16 protein-coding genes and 1 pseudogene are annotated in these 17,322 nt (G+C 58.9%); 6 read left to right on the top strand and 11 right to left on the bottom strand.

Annotation, left to right across the window (positions count from 1 at the left end; all coding sequences use genetic code 11):
- Nucleotides 1-257: 257 nt before the first annotated feature.
- On the bottom strand, nt 258-614 hold the full coding sequence (gene queD, locus K5D32_RS04980) for a 6-carboxytetrahydropterin synthase QueD (protein WP_122316063.1): 357 nt from the start codon (nt 612-614) through the stop codon (nt 258-260).
- Between the two features lie 196 nt (nt 615-810).
- Between queD and K5D32_RS04975 the strand changes: the two genes are divergently transcribed.
- From K5D32_RS04975 to K5D32_RS26210, 6 genes and pseudogenes are all read left to right on the top strand, one after another.
- A complete protein-coding gene (locus K5D32_RS04975) occupies nt 811-1,119 on the top strand; it encodes a PepSY domain-containing protein (protein WP_221528175.1) in 309 nt (102 codons plus the stop codon).
- Nucleotides 1,119-1,427, top strand: a complete 309-nt coding sequence (locus K5D32_RS04970) for a PepSY domain-containing protein (protein ID WP_221528176.1) — start codon at nt 1,119-1,121, stop codon at nt 1,425-1,427. Before K5D32_RS04975 ends, K5D32_RS04970 begins: the two co-directional genes overlap by 1 nt.
- Complete coding sequence (locus tag K5D32_RS04965) at nt 1,427-2,095, top strand: response regulator transcription factor (RefSeq protein ID WP_221528177.1); 669 nt, start codon at nt 1,427-1,429, stop codon at nt 2,093-2,095. The genes K5D32_RS04970 and K5D32_RS04965 overlap by 1 nt, the downstream gene beginning before the upstream one ends.
- Nucleotides 2,092-3,414 (top strand): sensor histidine kinase, encoded by a 1,323-nt coding sequence (locus K5D32_RS04960; RefSeq protein ID WP_221528178.1) that lies wholly within the window; start codon nt 2,092-2,094, stop codon nt 3,412-3,414. The genes K5D32_RS04965 and K5D32_RS04960 overlap by 4 nt, the downstream gene beginning before the upstream one ends.
- A gap of 115 nt (nt 3,415-3,529) precedes the next feature.
- Nucleotides 3,530-4,351 (top strand): annotated as a pseudogene (locus tag K5D32_RS26215) (cache domain-containing protein); the annotation flags it as partial.
- A gap of 36 nt (nt 4,352-4,387) precedes the next feature.
- Entirely contained in the window at nt 4,388-5,209 is an 822-nt protein-coding gene (locus tag K5D32_RS26210) for a methyl-accepting chemotaxis protein (RefSeq protein ID WP_409372856.1), read from the top strand.
- A gap of 130 nt (nt 5,210-5,339) precedes the next feature.
- Here K5D32_RS26210 and nuoN read toward each other — a convergent pair whose 3' ends face one another.
- The 10 genes from nuoN to nuoE form a co-directional block, all read right to left on the bottom strand.
- Nucleotides 5,340-6,803: an NADH-quinone oxidoreductase subunit NuoN gene (gene nuoN, locus K5D32_RS04950; protein WP_200993182.1), complete on the bottom strand. Its 1,464-nt coding sequence runs from the start codon at nt 6,801-6,803 to the stop codon at nt 5,340-5,342.
- Nucleotides 6,804-6,810: 7 nt separating this feature from the next.
- Complete coding sequence (gene nuoM, locus K5D32_RS04945; protein ID WP_095068636.1) at nt 6,811-8,343, bottom strand: NADH-quinone oxidoreductase subunit M; 1,533 nt, start codon at nt 8,341-8,343, stop codon at nt 6,811-6,813.
- A 41-nt stretch (nt 8,344-8,384) separates the two neighbouring features.
- Nucleotides 8,385-10,238, bottom strand: coding sequence for an NADH-quinone oxidoreductase subunit L (gene nuoL, locus K5D32_RS04940; protein ID WP_025259470.1), 1,854 nt, complete (start codon nt 10,236-10,238; stop codon nt 8,385-8,387).
- Nucleotides 10,235-10,543 (bottom strand): NADH-quinone oxidoreductase subunit NuoK, encoded by a 309-nt coding sequence (gene nuoK, locus K5D32_RS04935; protein WP_025259471.1) that lies wholly within the window; start codon nt 10,541-10,543, stop codon nt 10,235-10,237. The genes nuoL and nuoK overlap by 4 nt, the downstream gene beginning before the upstream one ends.
- Nucleotides 10,540-11,049: an NADH-quinone oxidoreductase subunit J gene (gene nuoJ, locus K5D32_RS04930; RefSeq protein ID WP_025259472.1), complete on the bottom strand. Its 510-nt coding sequence runs from the start codon at nt 11,047-11,049 to the stop codon at nt 10,540-10,542. The genes nuoK and nuoJ overlap by 4 nt, the downstream gene beginning before the upstream one ends.
- Before the next feature lie 10 nt (nt 11,050-11,059).
- A complete protein-coding gene (gene nuoI, locus K5D32_RS04925; RefSeq protein ID WP_003223795.1) occupies nt 11,060-11,608 on the bottom strand; it encodes an NADH-quinone oxidoreductase subunit NuoI in 549 nt (182 codons plus the stop codon).
- 11 nt (nt 11,609-11,619) lie between these two features.
- On the bottom strand, nt 11,620-12,627 hold the full coding sequence (gene nuoH / locus K5D32_RS04920) for an NADH-quinone oxidoreductase subunit NuoH (RefSeq protein WP_198729177.1): 1,008 nt from the start codon (nt 12,625-12,627) through the stop codon (nt 11,620-11,622).
- Nucleotides 12,624-15,338: an NADH-quinone oxidoreductase subunit NuoG gene (gene nuoG / locus K5D32_RS04915; RefSeq protein WP_221599401.1), complete on the bottom strand. Its 2,715-nt coding sequence runs from the start codon at nt 15,336-15,338 to the stop codon at nt 12,624-12,626. The genes nuoH and nuoG overlap by 4 nt, the downstream gene beginning before the upstream one ends.
- Before the next feature lie 133 nt (nt 15,339-15,471).
- Nucleotides 15,472-16,827, bottom strand: a complete 1,356-nt coding sequence (gene nuoF, locus K5D32_RS04910) for an NADH-quinone oxidoreductase subunit NuoF (RefSeq protein ID WP_221576850.1) — start codon at nt 16,825-16,827, stop codon at nt 15,472-15,474.
- Nucleotides 16,824-17,321, bottom strand: coding sequence for an NADH-quinone oxidoreductase subunit NuoE (gene nuoE, locus K5D32_RS04905; protein WP_025259477.1), 498 nt, complete (start codon nt 17,319-17,321; stop codon nt 16,824-16,826). The genes nuoF and nuoE overlap by 4 nt, the downstream gene beginning before the upstream one ends.
- Nucleotide 17,322 lies beyond the last annotated feature (1 nt).

Below are 17,322 nucleotides of genomic sequence, written 5' to 3'. Positions count from 1 at the left end.
AGCAGTGAAACGATGCATCGCCGATGGTAGTGTGGGGTTTCCCCATGTGAGAGTAGGTCATCGTCAAGATTAAATTCCGAAACCCCCATCTGCGAAAGCAGGTGGGGGTTTTGTCTTTCTGGTCTTTGACGAAAGACGAAACAGTGGGAGGCGGCTTGCCGGCGACAGGGCCAGCAAGGTGTCAAAGTCGCTCAACGTCACTTGATTCAAGGCAATAAAAAACCACCGTAAAGGTGGTTTTATATAAGCGGGTGTCATCACTCGCCGCGATATTCACATCCACTGGTACAGGTTTCGTGAATGCGAACCGCCGAGAGTTCCGGGAGCAGGGGTTTCAGTTCGTCCCAGATCCATTTCGCCAGATTTTCGCTGGTCGGGTTTTCCAGGCCAGGAATGTCGTTGAGGTAGTTATGGTCCAGGCGCTCATACAGCGGCTTGAAGATCGCTTTGATCTCGGAGAAATCGCGTATCCAGCCAATATGAGGATCGACCTTGCCGGACAGATGGATGCCTACCCGGAACGAATGTCCATGCAGACGACCACATTTATGGCCTTCAGGCACATGAGGAAGTAGGTGTGCAGACTCGAAAGTAAACTCTTTGAAAATTTCCACTGTGTCTAAGCCCTGAATAGATGGCGATCGCGCAAGCGATAAATGCAGGGGACGAGTTTAACAGCAATGGTTTCAAACACCACGCTTCGGTAGGGCAGGCAACGAGTGATGGCATGTAGCCAGAAGGATTCAGCTTGAGTTAAGTTGATACCTTTATCTTGGTATCCGTAGAAAGCACCACTCGACGGAGCCCATAATGAAAAGACTGACCACTTTGCTGACTGCCGTAATGCTCATCGTTCCTGCCGGGTTTGCCCTGGCGCGTGATATCGGACCGGATGAGGCCTTGCGCCTGAGGGATGCGGGCACCATCCAGTCTTTTGAAAAGCTTAATGAATACGCATTGTCCAAGCACCCTGGGGCAACGATCACCGAGACGGAGCTCGAAAACGAATACGGTAAGTACGTTTACCAGATCGAATTGCGCGATACCGCAGGCGTTCAGTGGGACCTGAAAATAGACGCTGTCACCGGGCAGATATACAAGAACTATCAGGATAAGTAATGAAGGTCGAAAAGCGTCTCTGCGCAATCCTTGGCTTGGGGCTGCTCTGCACTGCTGCCCAGGCCAAGGACCTGAATCAGGACGAGGCACTCAGTTTGCGACAACGCGGGGTGATCCTGCCTCTTGAGCAATTCATAGAGCAAGCATTGAGCTATCACCCTGGCTCCAAGCTGCTCGAAGCCGAGCTGGAAGAAAAAAATAACCTGTACGTCTATGAATTCGAATTGTTGACCACGCAAGGCGTTGTTCGCGAACTCAAGTTCGATGCGCGTGACGGACGACTTCTGCAAGACGAGGAAGATGATTGATGCGCCTATTACTGGTTGAAGACCATGTGCCTCTGGCAGATGAGCTGATCTCTGCCCTTGGGCGTCAGGGCTATGCCGTGGATTGGCTGGCTGATGGCCGTGATGCGGTCTATCAGGGCGCAAGCGAGCCCTATGACTTGATTGTTCTGGATCTGGGGTTACCTGGCCTTCCTGGTCTTGAAGTGCTTCAGCAATGGCGCGCCAAAGGCCTGACTGCGCCTGTGCTGATTCTGACGGCCAGAGGTTCCTGGTCCGAACGCATAGAAGGCCTGAAAGCCGGTGCCGACGATTACCTGACCAAGCCGTTTCATCCTGAAGAGTTGCAGTTGCGCATCCAGGCTTTGCTGCGCCGTTCCCATGGATTGGCCAACCAGCCGACCCTTGAGTCCGCAGGGCTCAATCTGGATGAAGGCCGGCAATGCGTTGTGCGTGACGGAGTGGATATCCAGCTGACGTCTGCTGAATTCCGTCTGCTTCGTTACTTCATGCACCACCCGGAACAGATCCTCTCCAAGAGCCATCTTTCCGAGCACCTGTACGATGGCGAAAACGAACGCGATTCCAATGTGATAGAAGTTCATGTCAATCACCTGAGGCGCAAGCTCGGGCGTTCGGTGGTCACGACCCGTCGTGGCCAGGGTTATCTGTTCGGTGGTAATAACGCTTGAAGTCCATACAGAGGCGCTTGAGCCTCGGTCTCGTTGCAGTGCTGGTCGCTGTGGGTCTGGTGATGGCCCAGACCAGCCTGTACCTGTTTGAGCTGGGTCTGCAACGCTATCTTGAGGCCGGGTTGCGCAAGGAAAGCGAAAGCCTGCTGGTAGCTCTGGTTCGTGGCCCGGTGGGTATTCAGCTGGATGAACAGCGCTTGTCAGCGGCTTATCAGCGCCCGCTCTCCGGACACTACTTCCGCCTGGACTTTACCGAAGGCTACTGGCGCTCGCGCTCATTATGGGATTTCGAATTGCCGAAACCCCTGGGTGCAGGTCTTCATTCCGATCTGGAGCTGGGACACACCGGGCAATCGCTGCTGGTATGGAGCGCGGACTATCGAAAGTTCGGGCAGCAGATCACAGTGACGGTTGCCCAGGATTACACCCCCGTCAGGGCAAGCTTCCAGCGTATGCAGCAAATAGGCCTGGGATTCGGCCTGGCGGCACTGATTCTGGTGCTGGTTCTGCAGCGCGTCACCGTGCGCCGGGCCTTGCGTCCTCTGGAAACCGTGCGCGAGCAGATATCCCAGTTGCAGCAAGGGCAACGCTCGCAACTGGATAACCAGGTTCCCCTCGAACTTGAGCCGCTGGTTGCCCAGATCAACCACTTGCTCGCTCATACCGAAGACAGCCTCAAGCGTTCACGCAATGCCTTGGGTAACCTGGGCCATGCTCTCAAGACGCCCTTGGCTGTTCTGCTCAGCATGGCGTCGAGCGAACAACTGGATGCCAATCCAGCGCTGCGCAAAACCCTCCATGAGCAACTGGAGAACATCCGCCTGCGCCTGGAGCGTGAGTTGAATCGTGCCCGACTGTCCGGTGATGCGCTGCCGGGAGCGCGTTTCGATTGCGATGCAGAATTGTCCAGCCTGTTTTCGACACTGCGCATGATCCATGGCGAACACCTGGACCTGATCAATGATGTCCAGAGCGGTTTGCATTTGCCCTGGGATCGCGAGGACATTCTCGAATTGCTGGGCAACCTGCTGGATAACGCCTGCAAATGGGCTGACAGTGAAGTACGCCTGAATATCGAGCCGCAAGGGCAGGGGTTCACGCTGCTGGTCGACGACGATGGACCTGGTATTCCCGAGTCTCAGCGTGCAGAGGTGTTCAGTCGTGGCACCCGCCTTGATGAACAGATCACCGGCCACGGCCTGGGTCTTGGGATCGTGCGCGATATTGTCGAAGCGTGGGGCGGTGATCTGCAATTGCTCACCAGTCCGCAAGGTGGGCTGCGCGTGCGTATTGATCTACCTGAGCGCACTTCTCCCTGATTGTATAGCGTCAGTTTTTTCCTACAAAAAAACCGGGATGATATTAACTCCCGGTTTTTTTTGCCGATACATCCTGAAAGTCCTCCCTATAAAAACAACTGAATAGGCGAATCCTATGCGTCTGAGTCTGAAAGCCAAGGTTCTGTCATTGGCTGTACTGCCAGTGTTGTTGTTCGCTGTGGTAATCAGCGCGACCACGGTATTTATTCTCCATCAACAAGCCGACAGAGAGGTCAGCGAGACAAGGGAGCGTTTACTGACAGAGGCCCGGGCAACCCTGAAAAACTACGTGGACATTGCCCTCAGCGGCATCAAGCCAATCTACGACGCCGCGGCACCAGGCGATGAAGCCCCCAAGGCCAATGCCATCAAGCTGCTTGCATCCGTCAGCTATGGCAAGGATGGCTACCTGTTTGGTTACGACTCCGAGATCATCCGTATTTTCCGCAGCACCAGTGCCGATGGCCTGGGGAAAAGTTTCAAGGATGCACGTGATCCCAATGGCGTCTATCTGAATAGAGAACTGGTGGCCGTCGCGAAGGCCGGCACCCACTACACTTATTACGCCTCGGCATTGCCGGGCAAGACCGAGCCGGTTCCCAAGGTCGGTTACACCGAATACCTGCCCAAGTGGGATCTGGTCGTGGGCAGTGCAGTCAACCTTGACGGTATCGAAGCCCAGGTCGCGGTGGTCAAGCAGAACGTTGAAGCCCGCCTGCAAGACATGCTGTACAGCATTGTCGGCATCACGCTGCTGGTGCTGGTGATCATCAGCGTGATCGGTATCGTCATGACCGGTACTCTATTGCGTCCCCTGCGTTTGATGAAAGACAACCTGGACGATATCGTCGCCGGTGAAGGCGACCTGACGCGCCGTCTGGCCATTACCAGCCAGGATGAACTCGGCGAGCTGGCAGGTTCGTTCAACCATTTCGTCGACAAGATCCACGGCATCGTTCGCCAGATCACCGAGATGACCACGCAACTCACCGGTCTGGTCAGCGAAGTCTCCGATCAGGCGCAACGTTCGGAAAAAGCCATGGACCGCCAGCGCCACGAAACCGATCAGGTGGCTACCGCCATCAACGAAATGTCTGCCGCTGCCCAGGAAGTCGCAACAAGCGCTCAGGGTGCTTCTGTTGCTGCCCAGAAGACCGATGAGCAAGGCAAGGCTGCCAAGCGGGTGGTCGATGGCAGCATCAAGCAGATCCATGCGCTGGTAGAGGACATCCGCAAAAGCGGCTCATCGCTGGACAGTCTGCAGCAGGACGTATCATCGATTGTCAGTGTGCTGGGCGTCATTCGCTCCATTGCAGAACAGACCAACCTGCTGGCCCTCAACGCAGCAATCGAAGCTGCGAGGGCAGGGGAGGCCGGTCGAGGGTTTGCGGTAGTAGCCGATGAAGTCCGGGCACTGGCCAGCAGGACTCAACAGAGTACCCAGGAAATCCAGGGCATGATCGATCGCCTGCAAAAGGGTACGGAGGAAGCGGTAGGTGCCATGCGTCGCTCCAGCGAGGCGGGCGACGGTACTTCGACACAGGCCAACGAGGCAGGGCAGTCGCTGGTGACCATCGGTGAACTGATAGCGACCATCAACTCGATGAACGCCCAGATCGCCAGTGCCGCTGAAGAGCAGACAGCCGTAGCCGAGGAAATCAACCGCAGCGTCCACCAGATCGCCGTTGCAGTCGAAACCGTTGCCGACGAAACCCGTCAGGGCGCTCAGACTTCTCGCAGCCTGTTTGACCTTGGCAAACGCCTTGGCGGCCTGGTCGCCCAGTTCCGCGTCTGACACAACTAATGCCGATCAGTTAAGGCCCCTCCCACGGATTTTGATTTTGAAATCAGCCTCCTAACTGATCGGCATTACCCCTACAAGCCAAAAAAACCCTGCCGAGGCAGGGTTTTTTGTTTATTGCCGATCAGCCTGCAAGGGCTGCATTCAACACTAGATCCAGCAACGGTTGTGGGTACACACCCAGTACGAAGGTCAGGATGGCTACAGCCAGCAGCATGACGCCGCCTGTACGCTGTGCCCAGTTGAAGGCTGCATCGTGGCGAGGCAGCTTGTTGTCGACCAGATACATCGTGACCATCACCCGCAGGTAGTAGAACACGCCGATGGCGCTACCCAGGACCAGAGCACCGATCAGCCACCACAGGTGCGATTCGACGCCAGTGGCGATGATGTAGAACTTGCCGATGAAGCCGGCAGTCAGCGGGATACCCGCCAGGGACAGCATCATCAGGGTCATGACCGCAGTCAGGTACGGACGGCGCCAGAACAGGCCGCGGTACTCGAACATCGCATCGGCATCGCGGCCGCTGTACGGCGAGGACATCATGGTGATTACACCGAAGCTGCCCAGGGACGTCAGTACATAAGTCGCCAGATAAACACCGATTGCCTCGACAGCCATGCCTTTGCTCGCGACCAGCGCAATCATCAGGTAGCCGAAGTGGGCGATGGACGAATAACCCAGCAGACGCTTGAGGTTGTTCTGAGCCAGTGCCAGCAGGTTACCGACCACGATCGATGCCACGGCGATGACAGCAAGGACGTCATGCAACACGCCGCTGCTGGCTGCCGGGGAAATCTGGAACAGACGCACCAGTACAGCGAACACGGCAACCTTGCTGGCCGTTGCCAGGAAAGCGGCAACCGGGGCAGGGGCACCCTCGTAGACGTCCGGCGTCCACAGGTGGAACGGAACCAGCGACAGTTTGAACGCCAGGCCCACGACCATCATGGCCAGACCCAGGCTTGCCAGCCCGCTAGGCATGCCGGTGGCGGCAATCGCCTTGCCGATACCCGTGAAGCTCAGGCTGCCTGCGTCTGCGTACAGCAGCGCCATACCGAACAGCAGGAACGCCGAACCGGCTGCCGAGAGCACCATGTACTTGATGCCGCCTTCCAGGGAGCGCTTGTTGAAGAAGGCGTAAGCGACCAGACCGTAGACCGGCACCGACAGCAGTTCCAGACCGATGAACAGACCGGCCAGGTGCTGGGCACTGACCAGAACCAGACCTCCGAGAGCGGCCAGCAGGATCAGCAGGTAAAGCTCTTCACGGTTGCCTGGATAGCCTTTCTTGTCGTCGCCCAGATAGGCGTGCGCCATTGTCACGCATGCCAGGGTCGAGGCAAGGATGATTGCCATGTACAGGCAGGCGAAGCTGTCGATCTGCAGCAATGGCGTCACGGCCAGTGGCGCGACTTTCAGGGCAGGGTAAATCGACAGCAATGCCAGGTTGAGCCCTGCTACGGATAGCAGGAATGTTTGCGAGTGATTGCGGCGCCATGCGATTGCCAGCATCACCACCACGATGGTGAGGCTGGTAATCAGCAGTGGGGCAAGCGCAATAAAGTGTTGAATCGTCAGGTCCATAGCGCTCTTACCGGGCCGAAGCGAGTTGAGTGAAGGCAGTGCCTAGCCATTGCTGCACGCCGTGCATGGTCGCTGCCGAAGTATCGAGGAACGGCTGCGGGTAAACCCCCAGCACGATCAGCAATACGGCAAGGCCCAGCACCATGATCAATTCCCGTCCATCCATGCCCTTGAGGATTTCCTCGGACTTGGAAGGGCCAAAGTAGGCGCGGTGGATCATGATCAGCGAGTAGACAGAACCGAACACCAGACCGGAAGTGGCGATGGCCGTGATCCATGGGGAGTGAACGAAAGCACCCAGCAGGATCAGGAACTCACCGACGAAGTTGCCTGTGCCCGGCAGCCCCAGGGAAGCGGCCGCGAAGAACAGGCTGATGGCCGGCAGGTAAGCGATGCGCGACCACAGGCCACCCATCTCACGCATGTCGCGGGTATGCAGACGCTCGTACAGCTGACCACTGAGGATAAACAGCGCAGCGGCCGACAGACCGTGGGCAATCATCTGGATCACCACGCCCTGCAAGGCGTGCTGGCTGCCGGAGTAGATACCGATCAGGACGAAGCCCATGTGCGAGACGCTGGAGAACGCGATCAGACGCTTGATATCGGTCTGGGCGAACGCCAGGAAGGCACCGTAGAAGATACCGACCAGGCCGAGGGTCATTGCAATCGGTGCAAACTCTGCCGAAGCGTTGGGGAACAGCGGCAGGGCGAAGCGCAGCAGACCATAGGCAGCGGTTTTCAGCAGGATACCGGCCAGGTCGACGGAACCGGCAGTCGGGGCCTGGGCGTGAGCGTCCGGCAGCCAGGAGTGCAGCGGCACTACCGGCAGCTTCACCGCGAAAGCGATGAAGAAGCCCAGCATCAGGATGTATTCGGTGCCCGGTGTCAGTCTGGTCTTCAGCAGATCGGCGTAAGCGAAGGTGATCACGCCGGTCTGGTTGAAGTGAACCAGTACCAGACCCAGAATCGCCACCAGCATGATCAGGCCGCTGGCCTGGGTGAAGATGAAGAACTTGGTTGCCGCGTAGATTCGTGTCTTCTTGCCGTCCGACGAACTATGACCCCAGAGCGCGATGAGGAAATACATCGGCACCAGCATCATTTCCCAGAAGAAGAAGAACAGGAACAGGTCGATGGCCAGGAACACGCCAACCACACCGCCGAGAATCCACATCAGGTTGAGGTGGAAGAAGCCGACGTTGCGCTGGATTTCTTTCCAGGAACACAGCACGGACAACACGCCGAGCAGACCGGTCAGCATGATCATCAGCAGCGACAGGCCATCCAGCGCCAGATGCAGGCTGATGCCGAAGCGTGAAATCCACTGTTGGTGGAATTCCAGGGTCCAAGTCGGGTCAGCGCCAGGGGCCGGAGACAGGGTGTAGTCACCGACGCCCCACAGCCACAGGCCGATACCGAGCAACAGAGACATGGTCAGCAGCGCGATCCAGCGTGGCAGTGTGGCGCTGACGCGCTCACACAGCCAGCACAGCAGGCCGCCGATAAAGGGGATCAGGATTAGCCAAGGCAGAATCATGACGGGCTCAATTCCTTTCGCAAATTCGCAAGGTTTTCATGTCAGACCGCAACCAGAACGACGGCACCAAGTACCAGAACGGCACCCACGGCTATCGAGGCAGCATACCAACGCAACTGGCCGGTCTCGGTACGGCTCATGGTGACATGGCCTCCCTTGACCAGACGCGGGATCAAACCGATGGTGCGGTCGAACGGATCGCTACGCAGCACATGGCTGATCGCCAGATAAGGTTTGACGAACAGCTTGTCGTAGATCCAGTCGAAGCCCCATGCAGCGAACCACCAGGCTGACAGGAGACGGCCAGGGCCGCTGTTGGCGATAGCGGTTACCAGACGACGCTTGCCCAGGAACAGCAAGGCCGCCAGCAGGATACCGGCCAGGGCGATGGCGCCCGAGGCGATTTCCAGACTGTGCTTGGCATCTCCGCCGGCATGACCAACGCTTTGTGGCAGGACACCTGCCAGTGGCGGGGTGATCATTGCGCCAATGAAAGTCGACAGCACGATCAGCACCGACAGAGGCAGCCAGTGAGCGATGCCATGACCGGCATGGGCTTCGGTCTTGGCTTCACCATGGAACGCGATGAAGATCAGGCGGAAGGTGTAGATCGAGGTCATGAACGCGCCGGCCAGACCTGCATACAGCAGACCGTTGTTACCGCTGGCGAAAGCTTCCCAGAGAATTTCGTCCTTGGAGTAGAAACCGGCTGTCAGCAGCGGCAGGGCAGCCAGGGCGGCACCACCGACGATGAAGCTGGCGTAGGCCAGAGGCAGTTTCTTCCACAGGCCACCCATCTTGAAGATGTTCTGCTCGTGGTGGCAGGCAACGATCACCGCACCGGAAGCAAGGAACAGCAGCGCCTTGAAGAAGGCGTGGGTCATCAGGTGGAAGATCGCGCCTTCCCAGGCACCAACGCCCAGGGCCAGGAACATGTAGCCGATCTGGCTCATGGTCGAGTAGGCGAGGATACGTTTGATGTCGGTTTGTACCAGTGCTGCGAAACCTGCCAGAACCAGCGTCACGCCGCCGACAACGCCGACCAGATGCAGAATGTCCGGAGCCAGGGCGAACAGGCCGTGGGTACGGGCAATCAGATAAACGCCTGCCGTTACCATGGTTGCAGCGTGGATCAGTGCCGAAACCGGAGTAGGACCGGCCATCGCATCTGCCAGCCAGGTTTGCAGTGGCAGTTGTGCGGATTTACCGACAGCGCCGCCCAGCAGCATCAGGGTTGCCAGCACGATCCAGAAGTCGCCGACCTTGAAGTGCTCGGGAGCACGAACCAGCAGTTCCTGAATGTTCAGCGTACCCAGTTGCTGGAACAGGATGAACAGGCCGATGGCCATGAACACGTCGCCGATGCGGGTCACGATGAAGGCTTTCAGTGCTGCGTTACCGTTGTTGCGGTTGCTGTAGTAGAAACCGATCAACAGATAGCTGCACAGGCCCACGCCTTCCCAACCGAAGTAGATGAACAGCAGGTTGTCGCCCAGGATCAGGAACAACATGCTGGCAATGAACAGGTTGGTGTAGGAGAAGAAGCGCGAGTAACCGGCTTCACCGCGCATGTACCAGGACGCGAACAGGTGGATCAGGAAGCCCACGCCAACCACCACGCCGAGCATGGTGACCGACAGGCCATCCAGATACAGCGCGAAGTTGGGAGTGAAGCCATCCACGTTCATCCATTGCCATAGCACCTGGGTGTAACGACCACCCTCCGGCGGTGCAACGTTGAATTGCCAGATGACCCAGGCCGTGACCAGCGCCGAAAGGCCGATGGAGCCGACACCGATCAGGGCTGCGAGGTTTTCCGAGATGCGTCCACGGGAGAACGACAGCAGCAGAAAGCCGATCAGGGGAAATACGAAAGTGAGAAAGAGTAGGTTCATCCGCGCATCTCGCTGGCAGCATCGATATCGAGAGTGTGGAAGCGGCGATACAGCTGCATCAGGATCGCCAGGCCAATACTGGCCTCGGCAGCGGCGAGGGTGATCACCAGAATGAACATGACCTGTCCATCCGGCTGTGCCCAGCGGCTACCGGCAACGACGAACGCCAGAGCAGATGCGTTCATCATGATCTCCAGGCTCATCAACACAAAAAGAATGTTGCGGCGCACTATCAGGCCGACCAGGCCAAGACAGAACAGCACCCCGGCGACCGCCAGGCCATGTTCCAGAGGGATAGCATTCATTGGCTTGGCTCCTTGGTGTCGGTGCGGCCCAGATGGAAAGCCGTCACGGCTGCAGCAAGCAGCAGCATCGAGGCAAGTTCCACCACCAGCAGATAAGGCCCGAACAGGCTGATACCGACTGCCTTGGCGTCGACTGTGGTGTGACCGACGCCAGCGCCGGTCGGGTTGGCGAACAAGACGTACAGCAGTTCAGCCAGCAGCAGAGTGCCAAGAATCACCGGCCCCACCCAGATACCGGGCTTGAGCCACGCACGTTCCTGCTGAACCGAAGCCGGGCCCAGGTTCAGCATCATCACCACAAACACGAACAGGACCATGATTGCGCCCGCGTAGGCGATGACTTCCAGAACACCGGCGAAAGGAGCGCCGAGGCTGAAAAAGGTCATTGCCACCGCGATCAGCGAAATGATCAGGTAGAGCAGGGCGTGCACCGGGTTCGTGTTCGTGATCACCCGCAGGGTGGACACGACGGCGATGCCGGATGCGAAATAGAAAGCGAATTCCATCTTTACTTCCTTAAGGCAGCAAGCTCTTGACGTTGATCGGCTCGGCTTCGTTCTGTGCAGAGCCTTTGGGCTTGCCAGCGATGGCCATACCGGCGACGCGATAGAAGTTATAGTCAGGGTTCTTGCCGGGGCCGGAGATCAGCAGATCTTCTTTCTCGTACACCAGATCCTGACGTTTGAACTCGGCCATCTCGAAATCCGGTGTCAGCTGGATTGCGGTGGTCGGGCAGGCTTCTTCGCACAGGCCGCAGAAAATGCAACGCGAGAAGTTGATGCGGAAAAAGTCCGGGTACCAGCGGCCGTCTTCGGTTTCAGCCTTCTGCAATGAAATGCAACCCACCGGGCAAGCCACGGCGCACAGGTTGCAGGCCACGCAGCGCTCTTCGCCGTCGGGGTCGCGGGTCAGAACGATACGGCCACGATAGCGTGGTGGCAGGTAGACCGGCTCTTCCGGGTATTGCAGGGTGTCGCGTTTGCGAAAGCCATGGCCGAAGACCATCACCAGGCTGCGCAACTGGGTACCGGTACCCTTAACGATGTCGCCAATATATTTGAACATGGGTCAAATCCTCACTGAACCGAGCCTGCCGGCGTGTTCAACAACACGATCGCAGCAGTCACCAGCAAATTGATCAGGGTCAGCGGCAGACAGAATTTCCAGCTGAAGTCCATTACCTGGTCATAGCGTGGGCGCGGGATGGAAGCGCGCAGCAGGATGAACAGCATGATGAAGAACGCAGTCTTCAGTGCGAACCAGACGAAGGAGAGTTGCGGCAGGATGCCGAAAGGACCGTGCCAGCCGCCGAAGAACAGGGTCACCAGCAGCGCCGAGATCAGGATGATCCCGATGTACTCGCCCACGAAGAACATGCCCCATTTCATGCCGGCATATTCAATGTGGTAACCGTCGGCCAGTTCCTGTTCCGCTTCCGGCTGGTCGAAGGGGTGACGGTGAGTCACTGCAACGCCTGCGATGAAGAACGTACAGAAGCCGAAGAACTGCGGAATGATGAACCACAGGTTCTGTGCCTGATATTCAACGATGTCGCGCATGTTGAACGAGCCGACCTGAACCACGATGCCCATCAGCGCCAGACCCATGAACACTTCATAGGATACGGTTTGCGCCGAAGCTCGCAGACTACCGAGCAGGGCGTACTTGTTGTTACTCGACCAGCCGGCGAACAGCACGGCATAGACCGAAAGACCGGCCATGGCAAAGAAGAACAGCAGGCCGATATTCAGGTCCGCCACGCCCCAGGTCGGGGTGATCGGGATGATTGCGAAGGCAATCAGCAAGGCGCTCATGGCCACGATCGGTGCCAGGGTGAAAATCACCTTGTCGGCAAACGGCGGTGTCCAGTCTTCCTTGAAGAACATTTTCAGCATGTCGGCAGCGATCTGGAACATGCCGAACGGGCCAACGCGGTTCGGACCGTAACGGTCCTGCCACCAGCCCAGCAGGCGACGTTCGACGAAGCTCAGCAAAGCGCCGCAGACCACAACCGCCAGCAGCACGACGATGGCTTTGAGGACCGCGAAGATGGTGTCGATCACATCAGGAGTGAGCCAGCTCATTGCGCTGCCTCCTGAAGACCGTCAACCGTCTTGCCGAAGACCGCGGCAGGAATACCAGCCAGACCTACCGGCAATGCCACCAGACCTGCACCCAGTTCTTCATTGATGCGCAGCGGCAGACGCAGGGTCTTGCCGGCAACGTTCAAGGACAGCAGGGCACCTTCGTTGACACCCAGGCGGTCGGCTTCGGACTTGGCCAGTGCAACATAGGCCGCCGGGATGCGTTCCTGGACCGGAGCGGCTTTCGAAGAGTTCTCTTCGCTGCCGAACAGGTGATAGAACGGCACCACCTGCCATGTGCCCTGGGCAGGCGAGAAGGCGCGTGGGACGCTGGCGAACCAGTTCAGGTTGTCGCCCTGGCTTTCGATCAGACGAACACCCGGATCACCGGCACGCAAGTGACCACCGACTTCGTCCTGGAACTTGTTCCAGGCCTGAGGCGAGTTCCAGCCCGGAGACCAGGCGAAAGGCACTTGCTGACGCGGTTCGGCGGAGCCCGAGTAACCTTCCATGGAGAAGGAGAACGCGGTGTCCTGGTCTTGCGGAGTACGAGGCTCATGCACGCTGATGTTGGCGCGCATGGCTGTACGGCCGCTGTAACGCAGCGGTTCGCGAGCCAGCTTCATGCCCTTGATACGGAACGCTGCAGAAGGCGCGGCATCGATGATGCCAGCCAGTTGCGAGCTGCTTTGTGCGCAGGCAGCAGTGACGTGGTCCAGTTGCGTCCAGTCCACCGGCTTGTTCAGCAGGGTCGCGCGCAGGGCATGCAACCAGCGCCAGCCTTCGTGGACCAGAATGCTGGCGTCCAGATAAGTTGGATCGAACACCTGGAAGAAGCGCTGGGCGCGGCCTTCCAGACTGACCAGCGTACCGTCGCCTTCGGCGAAGCTGGCTGCTGGCAGCACCAGATGGGCACGGTCGCCCGTGGCAGTCTTCTGATGGTCGGCCACGATCACTACTTTCGCAGCGCTCAGGGCGGCATCGACCTTGGCGGCATCGGTACGGGTGTACAGATCGTTTTCCAGCACGACGATGGCGTCAGCTTTGCCGTCGATCACGGCCTGCAAGGCGGCATCGACCGACTCGCCACCCAGCAGGGCCAGGCCCAGGCTGTTGGCTTCCGGCACGATCAGGGTGATGGAGCCTTCTTTTTCGCGCAGTTTCAGAGCCTTGGCGATGTTCGCTGCGGCTTCGATCAGGGCTTTGGAACCCAGGGAAGTACCGGCAATGATCAGTGGGCGTTTGGCAGCCAGCAGAGAATCGGCAATGCGCCTGGCCAGTTCCAGGGCTTCGGCGTCCAGGCCTTCGACGGCAGGTGCGCTGGCGTCCAGGGCGTGAGCCACGGCAAAACCGATGCGGGCCAGGTCGTCTGGAGCGGCGTGTACACACTCTTCAGCGATGTCGTCGAGCTTTGTCTCAGCCAGACTGGCGATAAACAGCGGGTTCAGCGCGTGCTGGCCGATGTTTTTCACTGCAGCATTGAGCCATGGCTGTACGCGCATGGCCTCGGCCATATCTTCCGCCTTGCCCTTGACCGATTGGCGCAGGGCCAGGGCCACACGTGCTGCGGTCTGGGTCAGGTCTTCACCGAGGACGAAAACTGCATCGTGGTCTTCGATGTCGCGCAGGGTCGGGATCGGCAGCGGGCTGTCTTTGAGCACCTGCGCCACCAGACGGATACGCTCCAGTTCACTGGCTTCGATACCCGAGTAGAAATGCTCGGCACCGACCAGTTCGCGCAGCGCGTAGTTGCTTTCCAGGCTGGCGCGTGGCGAGCCGATACCGACGATGTTACGGCCGCGCAGCAGGTCGGCAGCCGTATCCAGCGCTGCATCCAGGCTCAGCTTGCTGCCGTCTGCCAGCAATGGCTGACGTGGGCGGTCTTCGCGGTTGACGTAGCCATAGCCGAAGCGGCCACGGTCGCACAGGAAGTACTGGTTAACCGAACCGTTGAAGCGGTTTTCGATGCGACGCAGTTCGCCGTAACGCTCACCGGGGCTGATGTTGCAACCGCTGGAGCAGCCATGGCAGATGCTCGGCGAGAACTGCATGTCCCACTTGCGGTTGTAGCGCTCGGAGTGAGTCTTGTCGGTGAACACACCGGTCGGGCAGACCTCGGTCAGGTTGCCGGAGAACTCGCTTTCCAGCACGCCGTCTTCGACGCGGCCGAAGTACACGTTGTCGTGAGCGCCGAAAACGCCCAGGTCAGTGCCGCCTGCATAGTCTTTATAGAAGCGTACGCAACGGTAGCAGGCGATGCAGCGGTTCATCTCGTGAGCGATGAACGGGCCGAGCTCCTGGTTCTGGTGGGTGCGTTTGGTGAAGCGGTAACGACGCTCGTTGTGACCGGTCATGACGGTCATGTCTTGCAGGTGGCAGTGACCCCCTTCCTCGCAGACCGGGCAGTCATGCGGGTGGTTGGTCATCAGCCACTCGACGACACTGGCCCGGAAGGCCTTGGATTCGTCATCGTCGATGGAGATCCAGGTGTTGTCGGTGGCCGGCGTCATGCAGGACATGACGATGCGACCACGGGTGTCGTTCTCGTCGTTGTACTGCTTGACCGCGCACTGGCGACAGGCGCCAACGCTGCCAAGGGCGGGATGCCAGCAGAAATAAGGAATGTCGAGGCCCAGCGACAGACATGCCTGTAACAGGTTGTCTGCCCCGTCGACTTCGAGCGCTTTGCCGTCTACGTGGATAGTGGCCATGGTTCAAAGTTCTTCGTTGGCCCGGTGTCAGCGGGCGTGGCTAATGGAATCTTGTTATTCGTGCGACTCGAAACAGCCTGTGGGGGCGCTGTCGCACGATGGATGAAGGGCAGGGCCCTTCACCTTTAAAGGGTCATGCGCCGACGATGATCGGTCGTGCCTGGGGTGGGATGGCGGCGCTGGTGGGCGCGATGCCTGCCTCGAACTCCGGGCGGAAATATTTGATCGCGCTGCCCAATGGCTCCACGGCTCCCGGTGCGTGAGCACAGAAGGTCTTGCCTGGGCCGAGGAAACCGACCAGACCGAGCAGCGTCTCGATATCTCCGGCTTGCCCTTCGCCTTTTTCCAGCGAACGCAGGAGCTTGACGCTCCATGGCAGGCCGTCGCGGCAAGGGGTGCAGAAACCGCAGGATTCGCGGGCGAAGAACTCTTCCATGTTGCGCAGCAGGGACACCATGTTGATGCTGTCATCTACCGCCATGGCCAGACCGGTACCCATACGGGTGCCGACCTTGGCGATGCCGCCAGCGTACATTTGCGCATCCAGGTGCTCTGGCAACAGGAAACCGGTACCGGCGCCGCCTGGCTGCCAGCACTTGAGTTTGTAGCCATCGCGCATGCCACCGGCATAGTCTTCGAAGAGTTCACGAGCGGTGACGCCGAATGGCAGTTCCCACAGGCCCGGGTTCTTCACTTTGCCGGAGAAGCCCATCAGCTTGGTGCCGTGGTCTTCACTGCCTTCGCGAGCGAGGGATTTGTACCAGTCGATGCCGTTGCCGATGATGGCCGGTACGTTGCAGAGGGTTTCGACGTTGTTAACGCAGGTCGGCTTGCCCCACACGCCGACAGCGGCGGGGAAGGGCGGCTTGGAGCGCGGGTTGGCGCGACGGCCTTCCAGGGAGTTGATCAGTGCGGTTTCTTCACCGCAGATGTAACGTCCGGCACCGGTGTGGACGAACAGCTCGAAATCGAAGCCGCTGCCCAGAATGTTCTTGCCCAGCAGGCCGGCTGCCTTGGCTTCTTCCACTGCACGGTTCAGGTGCTTGGCGGCGGTGGTGTACTCGCCACGCAGGAAGATGTAGCCACGGTAGGTTTTCAGTGCGCGGGCACTGATCAGCATGCCTTCGATCAGCAGATGGGGCAGTTGCTCCATCAGCATGCGGTCTTTCCAGGTGTTGGGCTCCATTTCATCCGCGTTGCAAAGCAGGTAGCGGATGTTCATGGATTCGTCTTTGGGCATCAGGCCCCATTTCACGCCTGTAGGGAAGCCGGCACCGCCGCGTCCCTTGAGGCCGGCATCCTTGACGGTCTGGACGATATCGTCCTGAGACATGTCGGCGAATGCCTTGCGTGCTGCCGCGTAACCGTTCTTGGCCTGGTACTCGTCGAGCCAGACCGGCTCGGCGTCGTCACGCAGACGCCAGGTCAGCGGATGGGTTTCTGCACTGCGCGCGATGCGGTTGGCAGGGCCGAAGGAAGTCAGGGTCATACGTAGCCCTCCAGCAGTTTGGCGACGCCAGCAGGCTGTACGTCACCGAAAGTGTCGTCGTCGATCATCAGTGCCGGAGCCTTGTCGCAGTTGCCCAGGCAGCAGACCGGCAGCAGCGTGAAGCGGCCGTCGGGAGTTGTCTGGCCCAGGCCGATGCCCAGCTTGCTCTGGATTTCGCCAACCACAGACTCATGGCCGCCGATGTAGCAGACCATGCTGTCGCAGACGCGAATGATGTGACGGCCGACCGGCTGACGGAAGATCTGGCTGTAGAACGTTGCCACACCTTCGACGTCGCTGGCTGGAATGCCAAGAATCTCGCCGATCGCGTAGATGGCGCCATCCGGCACCCAGCCACGTTCCTTCTGGACGATCTTGAGGGCTTCGATGGACGCCGCGCGGGAGTCTTCGTAGTGATGCAGCTCGTGCTCGATGGCCGAGCGTTCTGTTTCGCTCAGGGCGAAACGGTCTGTCTGGATAAGCGTGCTGTTCATG

The organism is Pseudomonas cichorii (assembly GCF_019719005.1).
GTDB lineage: Bacteria > Pseudomonadota > Gammaproteobacteria > Pseudomonadales > Pseudomonadaceae > Aquipseudomonas > Aquipseudomonas cichorii_E.
This window is presented reverse-complemented; position numbering and strand designations above follow the sequence as displayed.